Source organism: Flavobacterium saccharophilum, from assembly GCF_900142735.1.
In the GTDB taxonomy this organism is placed as follows: Bacteria; Bacteroidota; Bacteroidia; order Flavobacteriales; family Flavobacteriaceae; genus Flavobacterium; species Flavobacterium saccharophilum.
Map to the genome: position 1 here is coordinate 141,539 of NZ_FRBY01000001.1, position 21,773 is coordinate 163,311.

Below are 21,773 nucleotides of genomic sequence, written 5' to 3' on the forward strand. Positions count from 1 at the left end.
AAAAAAAGAGATTGCACGTCGCAACCTCTTTTTTACCAAAAACATAAATCTAATTCACCTAATTATATTTTCAACCAGTTGCCATTGACATCTGAATACACAGTAGCCTTTTGGTCACCAACTGATATTTCGAGTTTATACTCTTTTTTTTCATTTGTATAAGCTTTCACTAGCTTTGCGCCAGGATAAGCTGTTTCTAAAGCTGTTTTCACCACAGCCGGAACTGCATCTGTAGCAACTTCTTTATATTCATCCTGAACATTAACAGCAATCTTTACAGGTTCAGCTTCTGTAGTTGTTGCATATATTGATAAACTCCCCAAAATTATTGCTGCTGATAAGATTAACTTTTTCATAATGTTCTTTTTAATTATTTTTTAATGATGTTTCCTGAAGCATCTGTAAAAAAAGTATATTTCTTACCTTCTTTTGAAATTTCAAGTTTGTATTCGTCCTTAGCATTTTTCCATGCTTTTTCCAGTTTTGAACCTACAAACGATTTTTCAATTGTTGATTTTACAGCAGCTGGAACAGCATCTGCAGTGATTTCAGTATATTCATCCTGAATATTTACTGAGGAAATAATTTGATTTGTAACAACCGGAGTTGCTGCATTCATTGACAAACCTCCTAAAAGGATAGCTGCCGATAAGATTAACTTTTTCATATTATGGGGTTTTTATGGTTACTTTTTAAGGATGTTTCCTGTAGCATCTGTGTAAACAATCGATTTTTCACCTCTTACGGTAACCTCGATTTTATATTCTTTTTTGTCGTTTACATATGCTTTATCAAGTTTTACTCCTGGATAAGCATTATCTAAAGCTGTTTTAATAGCTGCCGGAACAGCATCAACTTCTTTATACTCGTCCTGAAATTTTACTGATTCTGTTATTGTATTTTCCATATCAATAACTCCCGCTTGCATTGACAGCCCTCCCAACAGGATTGCTGCCGATAAGATTAACTTTTTCATAATGATAGTTTTTTAGTAGTTAGTTGATTATTTTTTAACCCAAGATCCGTCTGCATTAGCATAAAGTGAACCTACTTTGTCACCTACTGTAACTTCTAATTTATATTGAGAAGCTGTGTTTTTGTAAGCTTTAGAAAGGATTGCATCTGGATACGCTTTTTTAAGTGCATCAGTAACAGCAGATGGTACTTCTTCTACTTTGATTTCAGTATATTCATCCTGAACGGAAATTGATTTTACGATTGTGTTTGTAACTGGAGAAGTTGAAGCAAATGAAGTTAAACTTCCCAAAACGATTGCGGCTGATAAAAATAAATTTTTCATGATATTTAATTTAATGGTGTGTATACTATTTAAAATTTAAACGGAATCTCTGAATGGATTATTTTTTAATCCAAGATCCATCTGCGTTAGCGTATAGAGAACCTACTTTGTCTCCTACAGTAACGTCTAATTTATATTCTGATTTTGCATTTTTATATGCTTTAGTAAGCACTGCATCCGGATATGCTTTTTTAAGCGCATCAGTAACTGCAGTTGGTAACTCTACCACTTTAATTTCTGTGTATTCTTCCTGAATAGAAATTGTTTTTACGATTGTATTTGAAATTGGAGAAGTTGAAGCAAATGATGTTAAACCTCCCAAAACGATTGCGGCTGATAAAAATAGATTTTTCATAATAGTTGTATTTTAGTATTCGTAATTTAATTTTAGTATTTGCTATCTGAATAAACATAGCACTTTATTTAAAATTATTTTTTAATCCAGGTTCCGTCTGCGTTAGCATAAAGAGAACCTACTTTCTCTCCTACGGTAACATCTAATTTGTATTCCGATTTTGTATTTTTATATGCTTTAGAAAGAACTGCGTCCGGAAATGATTTTTTTAAAGCTTCTGTTATTGGAGCCGGTACTTCTTCTAATTTGATTTCTGTGTAATCATCCTGAATTGAAATCGTTTTTATAATAGAATTTGTCATTGGAACAGTCGAAGCAAATGATGATAAACTTCCCAAAACAATAGCGGCTGATAAGAATAAATTTTTCATAATGTAATTTAGTTTAATAGTTGTTTACGCTTTAGATAATGAAATTATTATGCCGTAAGCCAAACACAAAGCCCTAAATCGCATAAACCCTTATTTTTAAAGGCCTTATCACCAACGTGCCAAAATTGAAAAATATAAAAAAGTGTGTAATTCTAAAAAAGAATGTATAAAAAGTATACACTTTCAGTGTTTACTAAAGCATTTTAAACAAGAAAACCCGACAAATTTCAAAAATCTATCGGGTTTAAAGTATAATGTAAAATAAAAAAAAGGCTGCCAAAATTGACAGCCTTTATAATTATTCGATTGGATTCATTTTAAAAGTATCCATAAATGCAGTTGTATAATCTCCTGCAATATATCTTGGATCATCCATTAATTGTCTGTGGAAAGGTATTGTAGTTTTCACACCTTCGATTACGAATTCATCTAAAGCTCTTCGCATTTTGCTGATTGCTTCTTCACGAGATTGTGCCGTTGTAATTAACTTAGCAATCATCGAATCGTAGTTTGGCGGAATACTGTAACCAGAGTAAACGTGAGTATCTAAACGAACTCCGTGTCCTCCTGGCATATGAAGTGTAGTAATTTTTCCTGGTGAAGGACGAAAATCGTTATACGGATCTTCAGCATTAATACGACATTCAATAGCGTGTAATTGTGGTAAATAGTTTTTTCCAGAAATAGGAATTCCGGCAGCTACCATAATTTGCTCACGAATCAAATCATAATCAATAACTTGTTCTGTGATTGGGTGCTCCACCTGAATACGAGTATTCATTTCCATGAAATAGAAATTTCTGTGTTTGTCCACAAGAAATTCTACCGTTCCGGCTCCTTCGTATTTAATGAATTCTGCAGCTTTTACAGCAGCTTCTCCCATTGCAGTACGCAATTCGTCTGTCATGAAAGGTGAAGGTGTTTCTTCAGTTAATTTTTGGTGACGACGTTGTACTGAACAGTCTCTTTCAGAAAGGTGACATGCTTTTCCGTAAGAATCTCCAACAACCTGAATTTCGATATGACGTGGTTCTTCAATAAGTTTCTCCATGTACATTCCGTCATTTCCAAATGCAGCAGCAGCTTCCTGACGTGCACTTTCCCATGCCTTCAATAATTCTTCTTCTTTCCAAACAGCACGCATTCCTTTTCCACCACCACCGGCAGTAGCTTTAAGCATAACCGGGTAACCAAATTCTTTAGCCAATTTTTGTGTTTGTTCGAAAGATTCTAATAATCCGTCAGAACCTGGTACACATGGAACTCCTGCAGCTTTCATTGTAGCTTTTGCAGAAGCTTTGTCTCCCATTCTATCAATCATTTCAGGAGCGGCACCAATAAATTTGATTCCATGCTCTTGACAAATTTTAGAGAATTTAGCATTCTCTGAAAGAAATCCATATCCTGGATGAATTGCGTCTGCATTTGTAATTTCTGCAGCAGCAATAATATTTGACATTTTCAAATACGATAAGTTACTCGGAGGAGGTCCGATACAAACCGCTTCGTCAGCAAACTTTACATGTAGACTTTCTGCATCAGCTGTAGAGTAAACCGCTACAGTCTTAATTCCCATTTCCTTACATGTACGAATTACACGAAGTGCAATTTCTCCTCTATTCGCAATTAATATTTTTTTAAACATCTTTTTAAAATTAGATAATTAGATAATTAGATAATTGGATAATTAGATTTTAAGTACTCTTGACAAGTCTAAAATCTAAAATCTAACGATCTAAAATTAAGATGGATCTACTAAGAATAAAGGTTGATCAAATTCTACAGGAGACATATCGTCAACAAGAATTTTCACAATTTTACCTGAAACTTCTGATTCGATTTCGTTGAATAATTTCATTGCTTCAATTACACAAAGAACATCTCCTTTAGCGATAGTGCTTCCTACTTCAGTGAAAACTGGTTTGTCTGGAGACGGTTTTCTGTAGAAAGTTCCAATAATTGGAGATTTAATAGTAATAAATTTCGAATCTTCAGCCGGAACAGACGCTTCACTAGTTACATTAACAACAGCTGGAGCAGTTTGAGGAGCAACAGTTTGCGGTAATGCTTGTTGAGCTGGTAATTGTTGTACATAAGTAGTTTCAGTTACGTTTCCTTCTAAAGTTGTTCTGATTGTGATTTTCACATCATCCATTTCCAACTTTACTTCTGCAACTCCCGAATTTGCTACAAATTTGATTAGGTTTTGAATTTCTTTTAAATCCATAATGATTCGTTTTTAGTTTTAATTTATTTTGTATCGTAAGCCCATTTCAAGTAAATCGATCCCCAAGTGAATCCACCACCAAAAGCAGCTAAAATAATATTATCTCCTTTTTTGAATTTGTGTTCAAAATCACTTAGTACTAATGGCAAAGTTGCTGAAGTTGTATTACCATATTTTTCAATATTCATTAATACTTTTGAATCTTCAAGGTTCATTCTGCTTGCAGTAGCATCAATAATACGCTTATTTGCCTGATGTGGTACTAACCAATCAACATCTTCGTTAGTCAAATTGTTTCTTTTAACGATCAATTCGCTTGCATCAGCCATATTAGTTACAGCATATTTAAAAACGGTTTTTCCGTCCTGAATAATATTGTGTTGTCTGTTTTTAACGGTCTCTTCTGTAGTTGGAATAAGAGAACCTCCTGCAGAAATTTTAAGAAAATCACGTCCTACACCGTCGCTTCGCAAGTACTCATCTTGTAAACCTAAACCTTCATAATTTGGTTCGAATAAAACAGCACCTGCTCCATCTCCAAAAATAATACAAGTAGATCTGTCTGTGTAATCTACAATTGATGACATTTTATCAGCACCAATTAATAAAACTTTTTTGTAACGTCCTGACTGTATATAAGCTGCAGCAGTTGACATTCCGTATAAAAAACTTGAACAAGCCGCCTGCAAATCGTATGCAAATGCATTAGTAGCTCCAATTTCTGTTGCAACATAAACTCCCGTAGAGGCCACCGGCATATCTGCAGTAGCTGTTGCCATTATAACCATATCAATCTCTAAAGGATCAATATTAGCTTTTGCTATTAAATCCTGTGCTGCTTTTATAGCAAGAAACGATGTTCCTTTATCAGCATCTTTAAGAATTCTTCTTTCTTTAATTCCGGTACGAGTAGTGATCCATTCGTCATTAGTATCGACCATAGTTTCCAACACTTTGTTTGAAAGAACAAAGTCCGGAACATAGGCTCCAACAGCGGTAATTGCGGCTGTGATTGTATTCATTATATTTTATTATTTCTTTTCAAATACAGCATATTTGAAAAATTTTTAAAAGACTTGAAAATTACAAAAAAAAACGAAATTAATTTGTAGATAATTTCTTAAAAAAAGAAAATTATAACCAACAAAAAAAACTCTCACTATGTGAGAGTTCTAGTATAATTTACAAAAACGTATTAAGCAACCGCTACAGATTTATCGATAACAACTTGCCCTCTGTAATACATTTTACCTTCATGCCAGTAAGCTCTGTGGTATAAATGTGCTTCTCCAGTAATAGGACATGTAGCGATTTGAGCTACAGTAGCTTTATAATGTGTTCTTCTCTTATCTCTTCTTGTTTTCGAGATTTTTCTCTTAGGATGTGCCATTTTACTATATTATTTATCCGTTAATAGTTGCTTTAATTTGTCCCAACGCGGGTCAATATCTTCTTCTTTTTTACTCTCTTTTTTCTCTTCTTTGACTTCTTTTACAGTCAGTTCATTTAGTTTTTTTAAGGCTTCCGTTTGTAAACTTCCGTCTTTAACTCCAGGATGAACTCGTTTTAGAGGTACCGAAAGGGCAATCATTTCATAAACGTATTGTACAACATCTATTTCATGCTCTCCGTGTGGTAAGATTAACAACTCTTCATTATCGTTGTTGAATTCATCTCCAAAACGGACAATTAATTTCATTTTCCCTTTTATAGGAAGATCAAAATCTTCGCCAGTTAGATCACAAGGTACGTTTACGGTCCCTTTGTGTTTGAATTCCAACTCTAACATGTTGCTTTTCTTATCTAAAACTAAACTAACTTTGATATCCGAACTTTGAAATTCGTCGTAATCAAAGTTCTCAAAGAACGCGTTACTTATTTGATACTCAAAATGGTGTTTTCCCAGCTTTAATCCTATGAAAGGAATTAAAAATTCTTTTGATTTGCTCATCTTAACATCAATTTGACCAATTCGTATCTAAAACTCAGATACCTGAATTGGGGTGCAAAGATATAAAATTATTATAAAACTAATAATCTTATTCACCTTTTTTTGTTTATAACTGTTTTTCTTTTATTTTAAGAGGTTTTTGGCTAATCTCCTCATACTGATTACGCGAACGAAAAATATCAATCGCGAGATAAACTGCCTCCTTGAACGAATTGAAATCTGCCATGTCTTTTCCAGCAATATCGTATGCTGTACCGTGATCCGGCGATGTTCTTACTCTATTTAAACCTGCTGTATAATTTACTCCTTTACCAAAAGATAATGTTTTAAACGGAATCAATCCCTGATCATGATATGTCGCTACAATAGCATCATATTTTTCATATTGGCCACTTCCAAAAAAACCATCAGCAGGAAAAGGACCAAAAACCATCGTTCCAGCTTCAAATATTTTCTTCAAAGCTGGCTTTAAAACCAAATCATCTTCTTTTCCAATTACACCACCATCACCAGCATGCGGGTTTAATCCTAAGACAGCAATTTTTGGCTTTACAATACTAAAATCCTGAATCAACGATTTTCTTACTGTTTCGATTTTTCTTGTAATTAATTCTTCTGTCAAATGAGATGAAACTTCATTTAACGGAACATGATCCGTCAACAAACCAACTCTCAAATTATCCTGAACCATCATCATCAACGCATTTCCTTCCAATTCCTGATCTAAATAATCAGTATGTCCCGGAAATTTAAATTCTTCTGACTGAATATTATATTTATTAATTGGAGCCGTAACTAAAACATCAATTTCACCTTCCTTTAAAGCTTTAGTAGCCGCTACAAAAGATTTTATTGCATATTCTCCTATCTTTTCATCGTTTGTTCCTAAATTAATATCAACCCCTTCTTTCCAAAGATTAAAGACATTCACTTTCCCAGGTAAAACCTGATCTAATTTATCAACACCATGAAACTGAATAGTAGAAGTCATACTTTTTTTAACGAAAGAAAGTATTTTGGCATTCGCAAAAATAACCGGCGTGCACATTTCTAACATGCGAGAATCTTCGAATGTTTTAAGTATAACTTCGCTTCCAATACCGTTTAAATCTCCAACTGAAATTCCAACAATTATATTTTCTGCTTTTTTATTCATGAGCTCAGATTATTTATTACTAATTTTGATGTGCAAATTTAGTAAAATAAAACAACAATGTTTACAGGAATTATAGAAACCCTTGGAAGGATTCACGAAATACAAAAAGACCAAAACAATCTCCACATCACAGTCGACTCTTCTATTACAAACGAATTAAAGATTGACCAAAGCGTTTCGCATAACGGAATCTGCTTAACCGTTGTCGCTGTAAAAGATTCATTTTATACCGTAACCGCTATTGACGAAACTATTTTAAAAACAAATATTGGAGACTGGAAAACCGGCGATATTGTTAATCTGGAAAGAGGAATGAAACTAGGCGATCGCCTTGACGGTCATATCGTACAAGGTCACGTCGACCAAACCGGAACCTGTATTAAAATTGAAGAAGCAAACGGAAGTTGGAATTACACTTTTGAATACGACAAAAACCTTAACAACATCACTATTGAAAAAGGCTCAATTACAGTGAATGGTGTTAGCTTAACTGTTGTAAATTCTAAAACAAATGAATTTAGTGTTTCGATTATACCTTATACTTTTGAAAACACTAATTTCAAAAATTTTAAAGTTGGAACTAAAATTAACCTTGAATTTGATGTTGTAGGTAAATATATTTCAAGACTTTATTCGATCAACAAATAGAATAAAAATGATTTCATAAAAAAAGCTTCAGTTTTATACTGAAGCTTTTTTTATTATACTCTTATATATCATTACAAAACCCAAAACGAGTGCAGCGCCTATCAGATAAATGATATGCTGATCGATTGGCATCTCTGGAAACTCTTGATTTGGACAAGTAGGACATGATGGCGTTTGAGCCCTCATTTCTGAAACACTTATCAAAGTCAAAAAAAATGTCAATAAAATGTTTTTTATTTTCATAAGTTTAACATGCTAATAATTAGCACCGTATTTATAATTAGACTTGGGGTCGTTTATAGAAATTTCTCACAAAAAACAGGTTTTTTGCTACAATTCTGAAGCAAATGTATAAGTTTTTCTTAAAATTACAACTTTAATCATAAAAAAAGCCTCATAAATAATTTTATGAAGCTTTTTTACTACGTGGTCCCACCTGGGCTCGAACCAGGGACCACCTGATTATGAGTCAGGTGCTCTAACCAGCTGAGCTATAGGACCGGTTTGAGGATGCAATATTACTACTATTTTTTATTCACTGCAAATATTTTAAGATATGATTTCTATTTAATTTTAAATCGTAACCTCACTATTTCTAAACACAATTGATTTTCAATGTATTATTTCCTAATAAACAAATAAGATTTTTTACTTTATTTCCTGACAAAGCTCAACCAAAACGCCATTTGTATTTTTTGGATGTAAAAAAACTACCAATTTATTATCAGCACCCTTCTTCGGAACTTCATTTATCAACACAAAACCTTCACTTTTTAAACGGTCTATTTCGGAGTAGATATCTTCAACATCAAAAGCGATGTGATGGATTCCTTCACCTTTTTTTTCTAAAAACTTCGCAATTGGACTCTCCGGATTAGTTGCAGTCAAAAGCTCTATTTTATTTGTTCCGGTTTGAAAAAAAGAAGTCAAAACACCTTCGCTTTCTACTTCTTCTTCTTTATAAGACGGAACTCCCAGTAATTTTTCAAATAATACATTGGCATCATTCATATTTTTAACCGCAATTCCTATATGTTCAATTTTATTTACCATCTCTTTTAATTATTATAACACAAAGATACAATTACAACTTATTGATTAATGTACGTTTTAAAATAACCACACTCCGCAATAACATCCTGATAATATTTAGTATCAGAATAATCCTTCTTTAAAGCTTTGAATCCTGTCCAGGCGATAAAATTAATTTTATCATCTTCAACACTCCACCAATTGGTCACATTATTATATTTTTTATTATAATACTCATTACGCTCGCATTTTGACAATAAATAAATACATTTCGCCTTTTGCTCTTTTGTTGTTGCCGCTTCAAATGCTTTTTGATAATACATCTTAGAAACCTCACAATTTGTAATCATTTTTTTCATTGAATCTCTAAATGAATACGGACTTGAACCATAACCTACGATACTAATCTCATAAAAAGTTCTTCCGTTTCCAAAATGTGTGATATTATAGAATGCATTTCCAAGTAACAAACTATTCGTATACACATCTTCTTTTTGAGCCAGTTTATCCTGCATTGCCTTTATAGTATTCAAAAATTCAATTTGAGAATACTTCTTCTTTTGATACGCGGCATGCTCACAATCATGACAATCTTTAATATTTCCATTGAATGGATTTCCTAAGAAATTATAATATTGAACTGAATCTGTTTCTTTAATAAAAGCAATTGCTTCAGGAATTTTATTTTTGAAAGTTGCCTGAACTGCCTGGAAATTATTAATATCTTTTAATTTCAAACTATATATTCCTGCTCCTATTTTTTCTATTTCAGTTTTATCCGATTTCGTTAAAAAGGCTTTCATAGCTAAAAGATTCTTTTCGTTATCATAAAAGGCATTTCCATCATTCCAGTAACTATAACGAGATTCTCCAAATATCTCAGTCATCACCGGATTTGCAGATGCTTTATATAATGTTGCCAAATAACTTCTACTCCAAGAAGAAGCATTCTGATAACGAAACTCCTGCCCTTTATACGTTTTAGGAAGCTCCTGATACAACCAGTTTAAATCGGCCAAAATTGTTTTTTCATTAGCAGTGGTTAGCTTCTCAATTTTGCTCATATTATTTACAAAACGAAGCAGTCTTAACTGATATTTAGCCAATTCCGTTTTAGGCATTATTTTTTCTGTCTTGTCAAAGTTACTATCTGCATTAGCATAATCACCTTTTAATGTTTGCAAATATCCTAAAGCTATGTTCCACAAATAAGGTTTTTCAGTGTTTGATGAAGTGGTAATTTTCGAAACTAAATCAAAAGCTTTTTTATCAATTTTACTTTTGTTTAATTCTTTTGTTTCAGCAACAGTAAGCTTTTTTGCCGGTACATTTTCCTTCGCACTTTCTTCAAAAGAATTATTGATATCCTGCTCTTTTTTATTTACCAATCGGGTAAGTAAATAATTTAGATGCTCACTTTTAGGATCTAATTCATAGATCTTTTCAATAGCCTGTGTTTCATCTTTGTAATAACCATGAATCGCCCAAAGTGCCGCTTTCTCTTTATTGTCTTTTGCCATCGCCAACGACTTGTTCCAGTCCGTTTCATTTTGTGGATGAAAACTGTAAGCCGTTACAACCCTCATTTCAGGACATTTATCAAAAACCTGAGCATATAAATAATTAGATTCCGAATATTTTTTCTGCTGATATTTTACTCCTGCCACATAAGAAAGTGCACGGTAATACAATATATTTTTAGGAACCGATTTTTCTGTTTTATTGAAAAACTCAACTGTTTTTGGTTTATTACTACTATAAAAATATGCTTTGACCGTTAGAAACCAATATCTATTTTTCAAAAACGCATCTGATGTCGTGTTATAAACATTTTCAATAGACTGAATCATTTTTAAATCATTGAAAGTCTTCGCTACCACAGGATCATAACTCCAATAATCTTCGCCAATGGAAACGGTTTCTATCTTTTGTGCTAAATACAAAAACTCGATAAAACTTTTAATTTTATCATCTTTTAAATTTAATTTCTTTCCCCATTTTAAAGAAGCTGCATTTGCTTTTTTGGTCTTAAAAAACACATGAAGATCTGTAATCTCCGCTTTATTTTTCGCAGCTTTAGCTTCATCAGAATATCTTGGTGTAAGATCTCCAATTAAAAAATATCTTACGGTTGCCGTATCTACTTTTGCTTTCAAATAAGTATTCCAGTCTGATTTTAAATCTTCATTGAATCTTGAATTGTGTTGTGTATCAAAACCAATTCCGTAAAAAACATCTCCCGACAAAAAAAGTGGAGAATAGGATTTATCTGTAAAAGTTTCAGGGGTAAAATTCGAATTATAACCAAAAAAATCCCAGTCGTCTCCACCACCGCAAGCATAAATTATTCCGTAAACAGTAAATAAGGCTACACTAGAAACAAGAAACAACTTGTTCAAAAATATTCTTTTCATAATTTTTTAAATTGAATTCATCTAAATCGTAAAATATAATTTCCTTTGGAGTGTTTGCTACATTTTCATTCAACTCCTCTCCCATCGTTTTTAAATCTTCAGCAGAAATTGCTTCAATCTTCAAAACATCGCCTTCTTCGTAAAAAAATCCATTTTTATAATTTGACTTTTTTACTTTAAAAAACAGATTTTCAAACTGTTCAAAATTTTTGTCTTTTTTTAGTTCAGCCACATTCAGCTTAGAACGCAGACCAATCACTTTCTGATTTCTAATATGAATTGCCCAGGAATAAATTGGTAACGCAATATCCAGATGCAAAGGATACTTTTTCAAGCTCTTGAGATATCTTCCTGCAATTTCGTGATCATAAATAGAATTTACAGAATCGGGAGCAATTGTCCCCATGTTGTAATACATCAAAACACCTGAATCAACATTTGGAATTTTAGTCTTTTTAAAATATTTAACCTGATGCAATCGAATTGTTGCCGACAATTTTTTATTAGAAAGTTTCCTGAATCGTTCTATAAACTTTAAATAATTGTCTTTACTGGCAAGTGTCCAATCACAATCAATCTGAATTTCAAAACAATTTATTTTATTACTGATACTAATCTGATTTACTAAATGAAGTGTTTTCTTCGCCAGATCATCAATATCAATATTTGCTTTTAAAAGGACTTTATTTTGAATAAAAACTACAGGAACAATATCAAATGTACCAATGTTTTCCTGAAAATGTATCGGACTAACTGGGATTGGCTCTGTCGTTTTGGGATGTAATCTAATATCAAAATACCTAATATAAAGTTTTTTAACATTATTCTCTTTCAAAACTTCTCTTTCTGTTGTTGACAATCTAAAAACCGTTTTCCAATAATAAAAAGCAACAATTGGCTTATCATTTTTACTACAGGCGGTTATTAAGAAAATGAAGAAAATCAGGAAAGACTTTTTAATCAAAACGAAGAGAAATTATATTTTGGATCTCAAAAGTAAGAAATTATATCAAATTAGCCATTCTGAATTTAAGAAATACGAAAAAACTTAAATGCTCTAAATCCTAATAAATAGATAAAAAATTTCGCTTAAAGCAAATATAATCGTTATTTTGTGCAATCAAATTCAAAAACTGTTATGTTGAAAAACAACTTTAAATATATTCCATTTTTACTGGTATTTTTAATGATGAGCTGTGCCAAAAGAGGAAGTATCACCGGAGGATTAAAAGACACGCTGGCTCCCATTTTAAAATACAGCACACCTAAAAATTTCAGCACTGATTTTAAGGCTAAAGAGATTGTTTTGACATTTGATGAATATGTAAAACTTAAAAATACCAATAAGCAGTTGATCATTTCGCCGCCAATGAAGCAACAACCGATCATTTTGCCAACTACTGCAAGTAAAGAAATTACCATAAAAATTTTAGATACTTTACAGCCCAACACTACTTACAGTATGAATTTTGGTCAAAGTATTGCAGATAACAACGAAGGAAATGCATACAATCAATTCAAATATGTTTTCTCTACCGGATCTTATATCGACTCCCTTTCAATAGGCGGAAGAATAAAAGATGCGTACGAGAAAAATGCCGATAATTTTGTTTCGGTAATGCTTTATGACGTGAATGACAAATTTAAAGACTCTGTTGTTTACAAAGAATTTCCAAGATATATTACAAACACATTAGATAGTTTACGAACTTTTAAATTAGAGAATTTAAAAGCCGGAAAATATCTTTTAGTCGCTTTAAAAGACAAAGGAAGCAACAATAAATTTAATCCGAAAGACGACAAGATAGGTTTCATAAAACATTACATTACAGTACCAAATGATACTCTTTTTGAATTAGAGCTTTTTAAGGAATCACAACCTTTAAAGGCCCTAAAGCCAATACAAGCTTCAGGAAATCGATTATTCCTTCCGTACGACAGTAAACAGGATTTCACCAATTCTAAACCTAAAGTAGTTCTTAAAAACAATGGTGAAATTTTAGAATCTATTGTAACAAGATTTCCTAAAAAGGATTCTTTGCAGGTATGGTACAAGCCCATAAAAGTCGATTCTTTATCAATGGAAATCAGCAGTGAGAATTACGATAAGAAATTCACCTTTAAAATTAAAGACCAGAAAAAAGACACACTGAATATTACTGCTAAGCAAAGTGGCGTTCTTAATTTTAGAGACCGTTTTACATTAGAAACGGCGACACCTTTGGTTAAATTTGACAAATCAAAGATTAATTTAATCAATAAAGATTCGGTTGCAGTCGACTTTACTACCGAATATGATGAATTCGACCAAAAGCTCTATGTTGATTTCAAGAAAGAACCTTTACAAAAATACAAGTTCACCTTTTTACCAGGCGCTTTAACCGATTTTTTTGATAAGTCAAATGACACTTTATCGTACAAATTAACTACTAAAGAATATGCTGATTATGGTAATTTAATTTTGAATTTAAAGAATGTAAAACGTTTCCCTATTATTGTTGAAATGACCAATAAAAAAGGAGATGCGGTTCTTGCGAGTCAGTATTCTGAAGGAGAAACCAAACTCACATTTGATTTACTTGAACCTAGCTCATTTACACTCAGAATAACCTACGACGATAACAAAAATAAAATCTACGATTCAGGGAATTTCCTAAAGAAAACCTATGCCGAAGAAGTGTTTTATTATCAAAAAGAAGTTGATGTCCGAACAAATTGGGATGTCGACGAAACGGTTGATATGAGCATTCCTTATAACCCGGAACTGGAGAAAAAAGAAGACGCCAAAAAGAAAAAAGAACAAGCAAAGAAGAGTAAAGCCTTTTAAACTTTAACTTGAAACCAATTAAAAATGGAAAATGAATTAGTTGAAAAGGAAAGCTGGCTTAAACGAAATTGGAAATGGTCAATTCCCACAACTATTTTAATTATTTCTATTTTTGGATTTTTTCTGACTTCAAATTCTCCCGAAGGCATAAGTGATATTGTTCAGGCATATAATGACAATTTACTTTATGAAAAAGCTATTGAAAGGGCCAATTCCGACAAAAGAATAGTACAGTCCATCGGAATAATTCAGCCAATTGATAAATTAGCCCTTTTAGAAGGAAATGCCGTCTATTCAAATAACAACAATTCAGTTTCATTATCTTTTAGAATTAAAGGCACTAAGGGAAATGGTAAATTAGATATTTCTGCTGATAAAATTGGAACAGTATGGAAATACAAGCAAATTATTCTTCGAAATAAAGATTCTAAAGAAGAAATTTTCGTCCTAAAGGAGTTTTAAATATTCACTTCAAAAACATCTTTATCACTCAGAAAATCAAGTTTTTTTCTTGTTTCCAACATTATGTCTCTATCTAATTCTACAACAAAAACTCCCTCTGTTTCTTGTGGTTCCAATACATAATTACCTAAAAAATCAACTACCTGAGAATGTCCAATATGCTCATAATTATGAGCATCCAGACCAATTCTATTGACTCCAACTACATAACTTAGGTTTTCAACAGCCCGTGCTTTTAATAAAATATCCCAGGCATTGGTGCGCACTTTTGGCCAATTGGCCACATACAAAATAAGGTCGTAACTCTCGACATTTCGCACAAAAACCGGAAATCTTAAATCATAACAAACCTGCAGGCAAATCTTCCAGCCTAAATAATCAACGATTACTTTTTCTTTTCCGCTTGTATACGTTTGATCTTCGCCAGCAAGAGAGAATAAATGGCGTTTATCATAATATTGTATTTCTCCTGAAGGAAAAACAAACAACATTCGATTATAAAACTGATTATTCTCTTTAATAATCACACTACCAGTAAGAGCACATCTTTTCTGTTTTGCCATCGATTTCATCCACAACACAGTGTCACCATTCATAGCTTCTGCCATTACTAAAGCGTTCATAGTAAATCCGGTAGAGAACATTTCAGGCAAAACAATTAAATCAGCTTGTAAATCGATTTGATTAATCTTCGATTCAAAGTTATTTCTGTTTTTTAAAGAGTCTTCCCAGCAAAGATCTGATTGAATAAGTACAATTTTCATCTTTCAAAAATACGAATTTTAAGATAAAAATTATTCTTTCCATAAAAATCACTTTCTGCAAAAAATTTTCAAAACACCTCGAAAAACCTCAAATATTTTGGAATTTAAAAATTGTTAAACAAAAATAATTGCAAAAAAAATGCAATTATTGCAAAAAAAATGCAAATAAGAAAAATTAATATTTATATTTGATCGCCAATAAAAAACCAAAAAAAACATGAAAACCAAAGAATTATGAAAACAAAGCTAATTTCATTAGTGTTTATTGGGGGGATAATCTTCTCAGCAAATGCAAAAGAGGTTGCAATTAAAAAGCACCTTTTTGAACAAAAAAGCAATCAAGTTGAAATCACTGGCCAGATTTTAGGTCAGGATGACGGAATGCCAATTGCCGGAGCTACTATTTATGCTGAAAGCAATAGTAAGCTAGCAACAATATCTGATGAAAACGGAAAATTCAAATTAACTGTTCCAGAAAACGAAGCTCACGTTATTATAACCTACATGGGCTACGAAACTTTATCTTTTGCCCTAATTAAAACTACAGATTTAGTGATTAGATTAAAGCCTGCTGAAAATGTTTTAGATCAGGTTGTAGTAACCGCTCTTGGTGTTAAAAAAAGCAGCAAATCAATTGCATACGCAGTAACTGAACTTAAAGGAACCGAATTTACAAAGGCTAAAGAAACCAATATCGCAAATGCTTTAGTAGGGAAAATTGCTGGTGTTAACGTGAGTAGTACAGCAACAGGCCCTAACGGCTCAACCAGAGTAGTAATTCGCGGAAACGGTTCCTTAAACGGAAACAACCAACCTATGTATGTTGTAAATGATTTACCAATTGATAACACGCAACTTAACCTTCCAGGAATTGGAAATGGTGCCGGATCTACAAGAATCAATGTTGACAGAGGTGACGGAACAGCCGTTATAAATCCTGATGACATCAAAACGATCACGGTCTTAAAAGGAGGAACTGCTGCTGCATTGTATGGCGCAAATGCCGCAAATGGTGTGATTTTAATTCAAACTAAAAGAGGCTCAGCACAAAAAGGAATTGGAGTAGAATACAATACTTCCTTTACTTTTGAAACTCCATCGATTATACCAGATTGGCAGTATGAATATGGTTCAGGAGCACTTGGAAAAAAACCAACCACACAGGCAGAAGCAATAGCGGCTGGTCGCTGGTCGTGGGGAGCAAAGATGGACGGAACAGATGTAATACAGTTTGACGGAGTTGCCAGACCATACGTTGCGCAAAAAAATAATATTAAAAACTTCTACGAAACCGGAACAACTTTTATAAATTCAATCGCTTTAGCTGGTGGAAATGAAAAAGCGACAGGACGCCTTTCCTTTACAAACCTGGACAATGAAGGCGTTGTTCCCAACTCTGATTTCAATCGAAAAAGCGTCAATATTGCGAGTGATGTTAACTTAACGAACTGGTTAAAATTTGACGTTGTGGCACAATACAATATCGAAAAATCAAATAATAGAACAACTGTATCAGATGCTGAAGCTAATCCGAACTGGGCAACTTATATGATTGCTAATACAGTTGACATTAGAAACCTTTCTCCTGGTTATGATGAAAATGGTATCGAAGAAGCCTGGAATCCTGTTGCAGTAGCAACAAATCCGTATTACACGATTAACAAAATCAAAAACAGCGATACTAAAAACCGTTTTATCGGAATGTTGAACGTGAAATTGAACTTTACTCCTGAATTATTTCTACAGGGAAGAATTGGACAAGATTTTACTGATTATGAGTTCTTTGGATATATTCCAAAAACAACTTTAAACAATCCGGTTGGATATGCACAAGGTTCCAGACTGAAAATTTCTAATCTGAATTCTGAAGCAATTCTTAATTATACCAAGAAAAATATTTATGGTGATTTCTCTTTAAACGCGTTAGTTGGTGTCAACTCCCGTACTAATTTAAGAGACGAAATCAGAGTTGAAGGTTCTAATTTTGTATTAGATGATTTTTATGCTTTGAGTAATTTATCGACTTTGACGTATAGCTATCCTTACGGAAAAACGAAAACAAATTCGGTTTACGGCGCAGCAGATTTTGATTATAAAAACATTGTATTTTTGAACGTTACAGGTCGTCAGGATTGGTTCTCTACGCTTTCAAAAGACAACAACACCGTGTTTTACCCTTCAGTTGGAACGAGTATTATCCTTTCGGATATCGTAACAATGCCTGACTGGATTTCATTTACAAAACTTAGATCTTCATGGGCTCAGGTTGGAGGTGCGACACCGGATCCTTATGCATTGAACCAATCTTACTCAATGATTCAGGGGGGACACAATGGTCAGCAATTACAAGGACCAACAAGTTCACGAGTTCCTAATTCTACTTTAAGTCCGTTAACATCAACAACATTTGAAGTTGGAGCTGATTTAGGATTTTTACGTAATCGCTTAAACCTTGACTTTGCGTGGTACAATCGCGCAACAACAAATGATATTGTCGAAACTACTATTTCAACTGCTTCAGGAGCCAATACTGCGTTGCTAAATCTTGGAAAAATGAGAAATAAAGGAGTTGAATTCTTACTTAGCGGTAAAATTATTAATTCCAAAGATTTTTCATGGGATGCAAGTTTCAACGGATCTTATAATGAAAACACAGTTGAGGCACTTACTGATCAGTTAACCTCAATTACAATGGCAACTTCTGTAAACGGATATGTAACGATAACAAGTGATGTAGGACGTCCCTACAGTATAATCAAAGGCTACAAACCGCGTAAAGATGCAAATGGAAATACAGTTTACAACGTAAGTGGCGGTTCTGCAACTATTGCACAAGGTCCGCTTGAAGAGTTAGGCCAGGGCGTTCATCCATGGGCGGCCGGAATCAGCAATGAATTAAAATACAAGAACATATCATTTAGCTTTTTAATCGATGGAAAATTCGGAGGTAGTCTATATTCCGGAACTGATTTATACGGAACACGTATGGGATTAACAAAATTGACCTTAGAAGGGCGTGAAAACGGACTACCAATAAAAGGTGTTGACACAAACGGAAATCCTGTTGATATGGTAATTGCTCCTGAAAACCTTAGAACTTATTACGATGGTTTAAGAAACATATCTTCAACTTTTATTTATGATGCCAGTTTCATAAAACTAAGACAAGTAATTTTGGGTTATCAATTGCCTCTTGAAAAAATCAAAGGTTTATCTAAACTTCAGGGAGCTTCTGTTTCATTTATTGCAAGAAACTTATTCATTCTTTACAAGAAAACACCAAATGTAGATCCGGAATCGGTATTTAGCGCCGGTAATGCTCAGGGTGTAGAACAATTTGGAGTACCAAAAACCAGAAGTTTCGGTTTAAGTTTAAATGTGAAATTCTAAAATTAAAAGACATGAAAAAGATAACCATTTTATATATGACAGGCCTGCTTTTAGGAAGTATGAGTTCCTGTACCAAAGATTTTGAAGAAATCAACACTAATCCTAATGTAGTTGAAAAACCAAATCCGAATTACATTTTCAGTAAAGCGCAATTGGACGGTTTAAACAATAATTATTTTTTCACTAACATTCTTGAATGTGGCGGAATGCTACAACATTATGCAACTTACAAAGAAGCTTCTGGAGTTGGAGATAAATATTTAAGCAACGAAGTTTATTATTCTGCTTATTTTAATCAGGTTTATCCATTGGCATTAAATGAAACAGAAATTGTAATCAATGCGGTAAAAAGTAATGCCAATGATAGTAACAAATTAAACATTGCCAGAATTTGGAAAGCCTATTTATATCACAGAATTACAGATTTATATGGTGACATTCCCTATTCTGAAGCTGCAAAAGCAAACAGTGAACAAATCTTTCTTCCAAAATATGATTCTCAGGAATCTATCTACAAAGATTTACTAAAAGAACTTGACGAAGCTGCTACAGCATTAGACGCATCCAAACCAAGTTTTGGCGGAGCCGATTTTATTTACAATGGCGACGTAGCAAAATGGAAAAAATTCTCGTATTCTCTAATGCTTCGTTTAGGATTGCGTTTAACTAAAGTTGATGCAGATTTAGCAAAAACATGGGTTACCAAAGCTATTGCGGGTGGCGTCATTTTAAACGGAACTGATAATGCCATTATGAAATATACAGACGGCCCAAATGATTTTAATAGAAATCCTGTTGGTTTTGATTCAAGAAGACAAGATTTCACAGCAGGATCCTACGGTCAGAAAAATGTTGAAGGAGGAAAACTGGCTAAAACTTTTATTGATTTATTACAAGTAACTGCCGATCCACGAATCAGTGTTTATGCAGGAGTTTGGCAAGGGACAGTGCAAAATACAACACTCGCCGTTCAAAAAGGTTTCCCTAACGGAACTAAAACTGCTCCACCAGCAGCTGAGCAGGCAACTTATTCTGAACCTAATCAAAGTACTGTTTTTAAATATGATGCCCCACTTGTATTGATAAGCAATGCAGAAACCAATTTATATTTGGCAGAGGCCGCCGCAAGAGGATGGTATACTGGAGAAACAGACAAAGATTTATACGAAAAAGGAGTAAAAGCTTCGTTCTTAAACATGGGAATTTATGGTGCAGCTTATGCCATTACAGATGCAACTGCTTATTTAACTTTAAATCCGTTTAATGCAGCGGGATCTTTTGAAGCAAAAATGAACCAAATTCACACACAGATTTACATCGCATTATTTGTAGATGAGCAAGAAATTTATTCCAACTGGAGAAGAACAGGATACCCTGTTTTAATACCAGTAAATTTCCCCGGTAACGTTACAAACGGTACAATTCCAAGACGTTTCAAATACCCAACGAGCGAATATTCAGTCAATTCAACTAACTTAGCAGAAGCGATCAAACGCCAGGGTGAAGACACATTTACAACTAAAATCTGGTGGGATAAATAATAATACAAAAGATAAATGAGCATTTTAATTCTTACGGCATGCATTGTGTTTTTAATCATTCAGATAGCTTGGTTTAAAATCAATCCGTTTATTGCCTTTATCATAACAGCTTTATTAGCAGGTCTATTTTTAGGCCTGCCAATAAACACTTTGTCACAAACGGTTCAAAAAGGTTTGGGAGATATGTTAGGATCTATTACTTTGATTATTGTTTTCGGAACCTGTATTGGTAAACTTACCGTCTCATCAGGGGCCGCCAATGTCATTGCAAAAACTGTTATGGGATGGACAGGCAAAAAATATGTTCGTTTAGGATTAATGATTACCGGATTTATTGTTGGGATACCACTTTTCTATAGTGTTGGATTTGTCTTGTTAGTACCTCTAATCTTTTCAGTAGCCCATCAATTTAAACTTTCAAAAGTATATCTGGGAATTCCAATGCTGGCGTCTCTATCAGTAGCACATGGTTTTTTGCCCCCACATCCGTCTCCAATGGCTTTAAGTAGTATTTTGAATGCAGATATCGGACTAGTTTTAGTGTACGGGATTATAATTGCAATCCCAACTATTTTCATTGCCGGTTTATTGTTTTCGAATTTACTTAAGAATTTTAAAACTGAATCCAATAATGAAATTCTGAATGTTGAAGAAGTTATAAACGAAGGAAAGCAACCCAGTTTTGCGCTTAGTTTATTTTCTTCTTTATTTCCAGTTTTCGGATTAACAATAACTTCAATATTGCCTTTACTTTCAGCTAATGAAACCTTGCTAAACATCTGTAAAACGATTGGCGAGCCAAGTATGATTATGCTAATTTCTTTACTGATCTGCACATACACTTTAGGCATCAGAATGAACCGAAGCATTACATCAGTAATGGATGATTATGCCGTTGCCATAAAAGATGTTGCTTTAATTGTTTTGATTATTGGCGGTGCCGGCGCTTTAAAAGAAGTAATGACCGTAAGCGGTGTAAGCGAAACTATCGTGTCCCTTCTAACCCAAACCAATATTCATCCGTATTTATTGGCCTGGATGATGGCAGCGATTATTCGCATCTGCGTTGGCTCTGCAACAGCTGCCGGATTAATGACTGCCAGCGTTTTACTACCTTTACTACAAGCTAACAACCTAGATCCAAATCTATTAGTTTTAGCAGTTGGTGCCGGAAGTTTAATGTGCTCCCATGTAAATGACCCGGGCTTTTGGATGTTCAAAGAATATTTCAATATCAGTCTGAAAGATACTTTTAAATCATGGACCGTCATGGAATCCTTAGTCTCTGTTTTAGGAATTATTTTCGTTTTTATTTTAAACTCTATAATACATTAA

General features: G+C 33.5%; 22 protein-coding genes and 1 tRNA gene. 6 read left to right on the top strand and 17 right to left on the bottom strand.

All coding sequences use genetic code 11. The features are described from left to right. Nucleotides 1–62 precede the first annotated feature (62 nt). From BUA98_RS00625 to pdxA, 12 genes are all read right to left on the bottom strand, one after another. Complete coding sequence (locus BUA98_RS00625; RefSeq protein WP_072969747.1) at nt 63–356, bottom strand: hypothetical protein; 294 nt, start codon at nt 354–356, stop codon at nt 63–65. Between the two features lie 14 nt (nt 357–370). Beyond that, nucleotides 371–667, bottom strand: a complete 297-nt coding sequence (locus BUA98_RS00630; RefSeq protein WP_072969748.1) for a hypothetical protein — start codon at nt 665–667, stop codon at nt 371–373. Between the two features lie 18 nt (nt 668–685). Further along, on the bottom strand, nt 686–976 hold the full coding sequence (locus tag BUA98_RS00635) for a hypothetical protein (protein WP_072969749.1): 291 nt from the start codon (nt 974–976) through the stop codon (nt 686–688). A gap of 27 nt (nt 977–1,003) precedes the next feature. Continuing rightward, on the bottom strand, nt 1,004–1,300 hold the full coding sequence (locus BUA98_RS00640) for a hypothetical protein (RefSeq protein ID WP_072969750.1): 297 nt from the start codon (nt 1,298–1,300) through the stop codon (nt 1,004–1,006). A gap of 58 nt (nt 1,301–1,358) precedes the next feature. Beyond that, nucleotides 1,359–1,655 carry a hypothetical protein gene (locus BUA98_RS00645; RefSeq protein WP_072969751.1) on the bottom strand — a complete coding sequence of 99 codons (297 nt, stop codon included), beginning with the start codon at nt 1,653–1,655 and terminating at the stop codon, nt 1,359–1,361. Nucleotides 1,656–1,729: 74 nt separating this feature from the next. Then, nucleotides 1,730–2,026 carry a hypothetical protein gene (locus BUA98_RS00650; RefSeq protein ID WP_072969752.1) on the bottom strand — a complete coding sequence of 99 codons (297 nt, stop codon included), beginning with the start codon at nt 2,024–2,026 and terminating at the stop codon, nt 1,730–1,732. A 298-nt stretch (nt 2,027–2,324) separates the two neighbouring features. Then, a complete protein-coding gene (gene accC / locus BUA98_RS00655) occupies nt 2,325–3,671 on the bottom strand; it encodes an acetyl-CoA carboxylase biotin carboxylase subunit (RefSeq protein ID WP_072969753.1) in 1,347 nt (448 codons plus the stop codon). A 96-nt stretch (nt 3,672–3,767) separates the two neighbouring features. Further along, complete coding sequence (gene accB, locus BUA98_RS00660; RefSeq protein WP_072969754.1) at nt 3,768–4,253, bottom strand: acetyl-CoA carboxylase biotin carboxyl carrier protein; 486 nt, start codon at nt 4,251–4,253, stop codon at nt 3,768–3,770. A gap of 23 nt (nt 4,254–4,276) precedes the next feature. Then, the gene (locus BUA98_RS00665) at nt 4,277–5,275 is read right to left on the bottom strand and encodes a beta-ketoacyl-ACP synthase III (protein ID WP_072969755.1); all 999 of its coding nucleotides are present in this window, start codon (nt 5,273–5,275) and stop codon (nt 4,277–4,279) included. A gap of 173 nt (nt 5,276–5,448) precedes the next feature. Further along, entirely contained in the window at nt 5,449–5,643 is a 195-nt protein-coding gene (gene rpmF, locus BUA98_RS00670; protein WP_007137315.1) for a 50S ribosomal protein L32, read from the bottom strand. 9 nt (nt 5,644–5,652) lie between these two features. Next, nucleotides 5,653–6,204, bottom strand: coding sequence for a YceD family protein (locus tag BUA98_RS00675; protein ID WP_072969756.1), 552 nt, complete (start codon nt 6,202–6,204; stop codon nt 5,653–5,655). Nucleotides 6,205–6,310: 106 nt separating this feature from the next. Continuing rightward, nucleotides 6,311–7,360, bottom strand: coding sequence for a 4-hydroxythreonine-4-phosphate dehydrogenase PdxA (pdxA, locus tag BUA98_RS00680; protein ID WP_072969757.1), 1,050 nt, complete (start codon nt 7,358–7,360; stop codon nt 6,311–6,313). A gap of 57 nt (nt 7,361–7,417) precedes the next feature. Here pdxA and BUA98_RS00685 point away from each other — a divergent pair, with 57 nt between their 5' ends. Then, the gene (locus BUA98_RS00685) at nt 7,418–8,008 is read left to right on the top strand and encodes a riboflavin synthase (RefSeq protein ID WP_072969758.1); all 591 of its coding nucleotides are present in this window, start codon (nt 7,418–7,420) and stop codon (nt 8,006–8,008) included. A 427-nt stretch (nt 8,009–8,435) separates the two neighbouring features. Here the strand turns inward: BUA98_RS00685 and BUA98_RS00695 are convergent. The 4 genes from BUA98_RS00695 to BUA98_RS00710 all read right to left on the bottom strand — a co-directional run bounded on the left by BUA98_RS00695 (nt 8,436) and on the right by BUA98_RS00710 (nt 12,418). Then, nucleotides 8,436–8,509: transfer RNA gene (locus BUA98_RS00695), tRNA-Ile, on the bottom strand. A 147-nt stretch (nt 8,510–8,656) separates the two neighbouring features. Next, nucleotides 8,657–9,061 (bottom strand): methylmalonyl-CoA epimerase, encoded by a 405-nt coding sequence (mce, locus tag BUA98_RS00700; protein WP_072969760.1) that lies wholly within the window; start codon nt 9,059–9,061, stop codon nt 8,657–8,659. Nucleotides 9,062–9,099: 38 nt separating this feature from the next. Continuing rightward, nucleotides 9,100–11,454, bottom strand: coding sequence for a hypothetical protein (locus BUA98_RS00705; RefSeq protein WP_072969761.1), 2,355 nt, complete (start codon nt 11,452–11,454; stop codon nt 9,100–9,102). Next, nucleotides 11,414–12,418 (bottom strand): hypothetical protein, encoded by a 1,005-nt coding sequence (locus BUA98_RS00710; protein WP_086065094.1) that lies wholly within the window; start codon nt 12,416–12,418, stop codon nt 11,414–11,416. Before BUA98_RS00710 ends, BUA98_RS00705 begins: the two co-directional genes overlap by 41 nt. Before the next feature lie 174 nt (nt 12,419–12,592). Here BUA98_RS00710 and BUA98_RS00715 point away from each other — a divergent pair, with 174 nt between their 5' ends. Both BUA98_RS00715 and BUA98_RS00720 read left to right on the top strand, forming a co-directional pair. Next, nucleotides 12,593–14,281, top strand: a complete 1,689-nt coding sequence (locus BUA98_RS00715) for an Ig-like domain-containing domain (protein ID WP_072969762.1) — start codon at nt 12,593–12,595, stop codon at nt 14,279–14,281. A 24-nt stretch (nt 14,282–14,305) separates the two neighbouring features. Next, complete coding sequence (locus tag BUA98_RS00720; RefSeq protein WP_072969763.1) at nt 14,306–14,743, top strand: cytochrome c oxidase assembly factor Coa1 family protein; 438 nt, start codon at nt 14,306–14,308, stop codon at nt 14,741–14,743. On the opposite strand, the gene BUA98_RS00725 is transcribed toward BUA98_RS00720, so the two are convergent. After that, on the bottom strand, nt 14,740–15,507 hold the full coding sequence (locus tag BUA98_RS00725; protein WP_072969764.1) for a nitrilase family protein: 768 nt from the start codon (nt 15,505–15,507) through the stop codon (nt 14,740–14,742). The two genes, BUA98_RS00720 and BUA98_RS00725, sit on opposite strands and share 4 nt — an antisense overlap. 234 nt (nt 15,508–15,741) lie before the next feature. Here BUA98_RS00725 and BUA98_RS00730 point away from each other — a divergent pair, with 234 nt between their 5' ends. Genes BUA98_RS00730 through BUA98_RS00740 form a run of 3 tightly spaced genes read left to right on the top strand, consistent with a single transcriptional unit; the run spans nt 15,742 to nt 21,773 of the window. Beyond that, nucleotides 15,742–18,897: a SusC/RagA family TonB-linked outer membrane protein gene (locus BUA98_RS00730; RefSeq protein WP_072969765.1), complete on the top strand. Its 3,156-nt coding sequence runs from the start codon at nt 15,742–15,744 to the stop codon at nt 18,895–18,897. Between the two features lie 11 nt (nt 18,898–18,908). Then, entirely contained in the window at nt 18,909–20,438 is a 1,530-nt protein-coding gene (locus tag BUA98_RS00735; RefSeq protein WP_072969766.1) for a SusD/RagB family nutrient-binding outer membrane lipoprotein, read from the top strand. A gap of 15 nt (nt 20,439–20,453) precedes the next feature. After that, nucleotides 20,454–21,773, top strand: coding sequence for a gluconate:H+ symporter (locus BUA98_RS00740; protein ID WP_072969767.1), 1,320 nt, complete (start codon nt 20,454–20,456; stop codon nt 21,771–21,773).

What these genes read in the sequence shown, in the direction of transcription:
- BUA98_RS00625 (WP_072969747.1), bottom strand. Translation starts at nt 356, where the DNA reads ATGAAAAAGTTAATCTTATCAGCAGCAATAATTTTGGGGAGTTTATCA.
- BUA98_RS00630 (WP_072969748.1), bottom strand. Translation starts at nt 667, where the DNA reads ATGAAAAAGTTAATCTTATCGGCAGCTATCCTTTTAGGAGGTTTGTCA.
- BUA98_RS00635 (WP_072969749.1), bottom strand. Translation starts at nt 976, where the DNA reads ATGAAAAAGTTAATCTTATCGGCAGCAATCCTGTTGGGAGGGCTGTCA.
- BUA98_RS00640 (WP_072969750.1), bottom strand. Translation starts at nt 1,300, where the DNA reads ATGAAAAATTTATTTTTATCAGCCGCAATCGTTTTGGGAAGTTTAACT.
- BUA98_RS00645 (WP_072969751.1), bottom strand. Translation starts at nt 1,655, where the DNA reads ATGAAAAATCTATTTTTATCAGCCGCAATCGTTTTGGGAGGTTTAACA.
- BUA98_RS00650 (WP_072969752.1), bottom strand. Translation starts at nt 2,026, where the DNA reads ATGAAAAATTTATTCTTATCAGCCGCTATTGTTTTGGGAAGTTTATCA.
- accC (WP_072969753.1), bottom strand. Translation starts at nt 3,671, where the DNA reads ATGTTTAAAAAAATATTAATTGCGAATAGAGGAGAAATTGCACTTCGT.
- accB (WP_072969754.1), bottom strand. Translation starts at nt 4,253, where the DNA reads ATGGATTTAAAAGAAATTCAAAACCTAATCAAATTTGTAGCAAATTCG.
- BUA98_RS00665 (WP_072969755.1), bottom strand. Translation starts at nt 5,275, where the DNA reads ATGAATACAATCACAGCCGCAATTACCGCTGTTGGAGCCTATGTTCCG.
- rpmF (WP_007137315.1), bottom strand. Translation starts at nt 5,643, where the DNA reads ATGGCACATCCTAAGAGAAAAATCTCGAAAACAAGAAGAGATAAGAGA.
- BUA98_RS00675 (WP_072969756.1), bottom strand. Translation starts at nt 6,204, where the DNA reads ATGAGCAAATCAAAAGAATTTTTAATTCCTTTCATAGGATTAAAGCTG.
- pdxA (WP_072969757.1), bottom strand. Translation starts at nt 7,360, where the DNA reads ATGAATAAAAAAGCAGAAAATATAATTGTTGGAATTTCAGTTGGAGAT.
- BUA98_RS00685 (WP_072969758.1), top strand. Translation starts at nt 7,418, where the DNA reads ATGTTTACAGGAATTATAGAAACCCTTGGAAGGATTCACGAAATACAA.
- mce (WP_072969760.1), bottom strand. Translation starts at nt 9,061, where the DNA reads ATGGTAAATAAAATTGAACATATAGGAATTGCGGTTAAAAATATGAAT.
- BUA98_RS00705 (WP_072969761.1), bottom strand. Translation starts at nt 11,454, where the DNA reads ATGAAAAGAATATTTTTGAACAAGTTGTTTCTTGTTTCTAGTGTAGCC.
- BUA98_RS00715 (WP_072969762.1), top strand. Translation starts at nt 12,593, where the DNA reads ATGTTGAAAAACAACTTTAAATATATTCCATTTTTACTGGTATTTTTA.
- BUA98_RS00720 (WP_072969763.1), top strand. Translation starts at nt 14,306, where the DNA reads ATGGAAAATGAATTAGTTGAAAAGGAAAGCTGGCTTAAACGAAATTGG.
- BUA98_RS00725 (WP_072969764.1), bottom strand. Translation starts at nt 15,507, where the DNA reads ATGAAAATTGTACTTATTCAATCAGATCTTTGCTGGGAAGACTCTTTA.
- BUA98_RS00730 (WP_072969765.1), top strand. Translation starts at nt 15,742, where the DNA reads ATGAAAACAAAGCTAATTTCATTAGTGTTTATTGGGGGGATAATCTTC.
- BUA98_RS00735 (WP_072969766.1), top strand. Translation starts at nt 18,909, where the DNA reads ATGAAAAAGATAACCATTTTATATATGACAGGCCTGCTTTTAGGAAGT.
- BUA98_RS00740 (WP_072969767.1), top strand. Translation starts at nt 20,454, where the DNA reads ATGAGCATTTTAATTCTTACGGCATGCATTGTGTTTTTAATCATTCAG.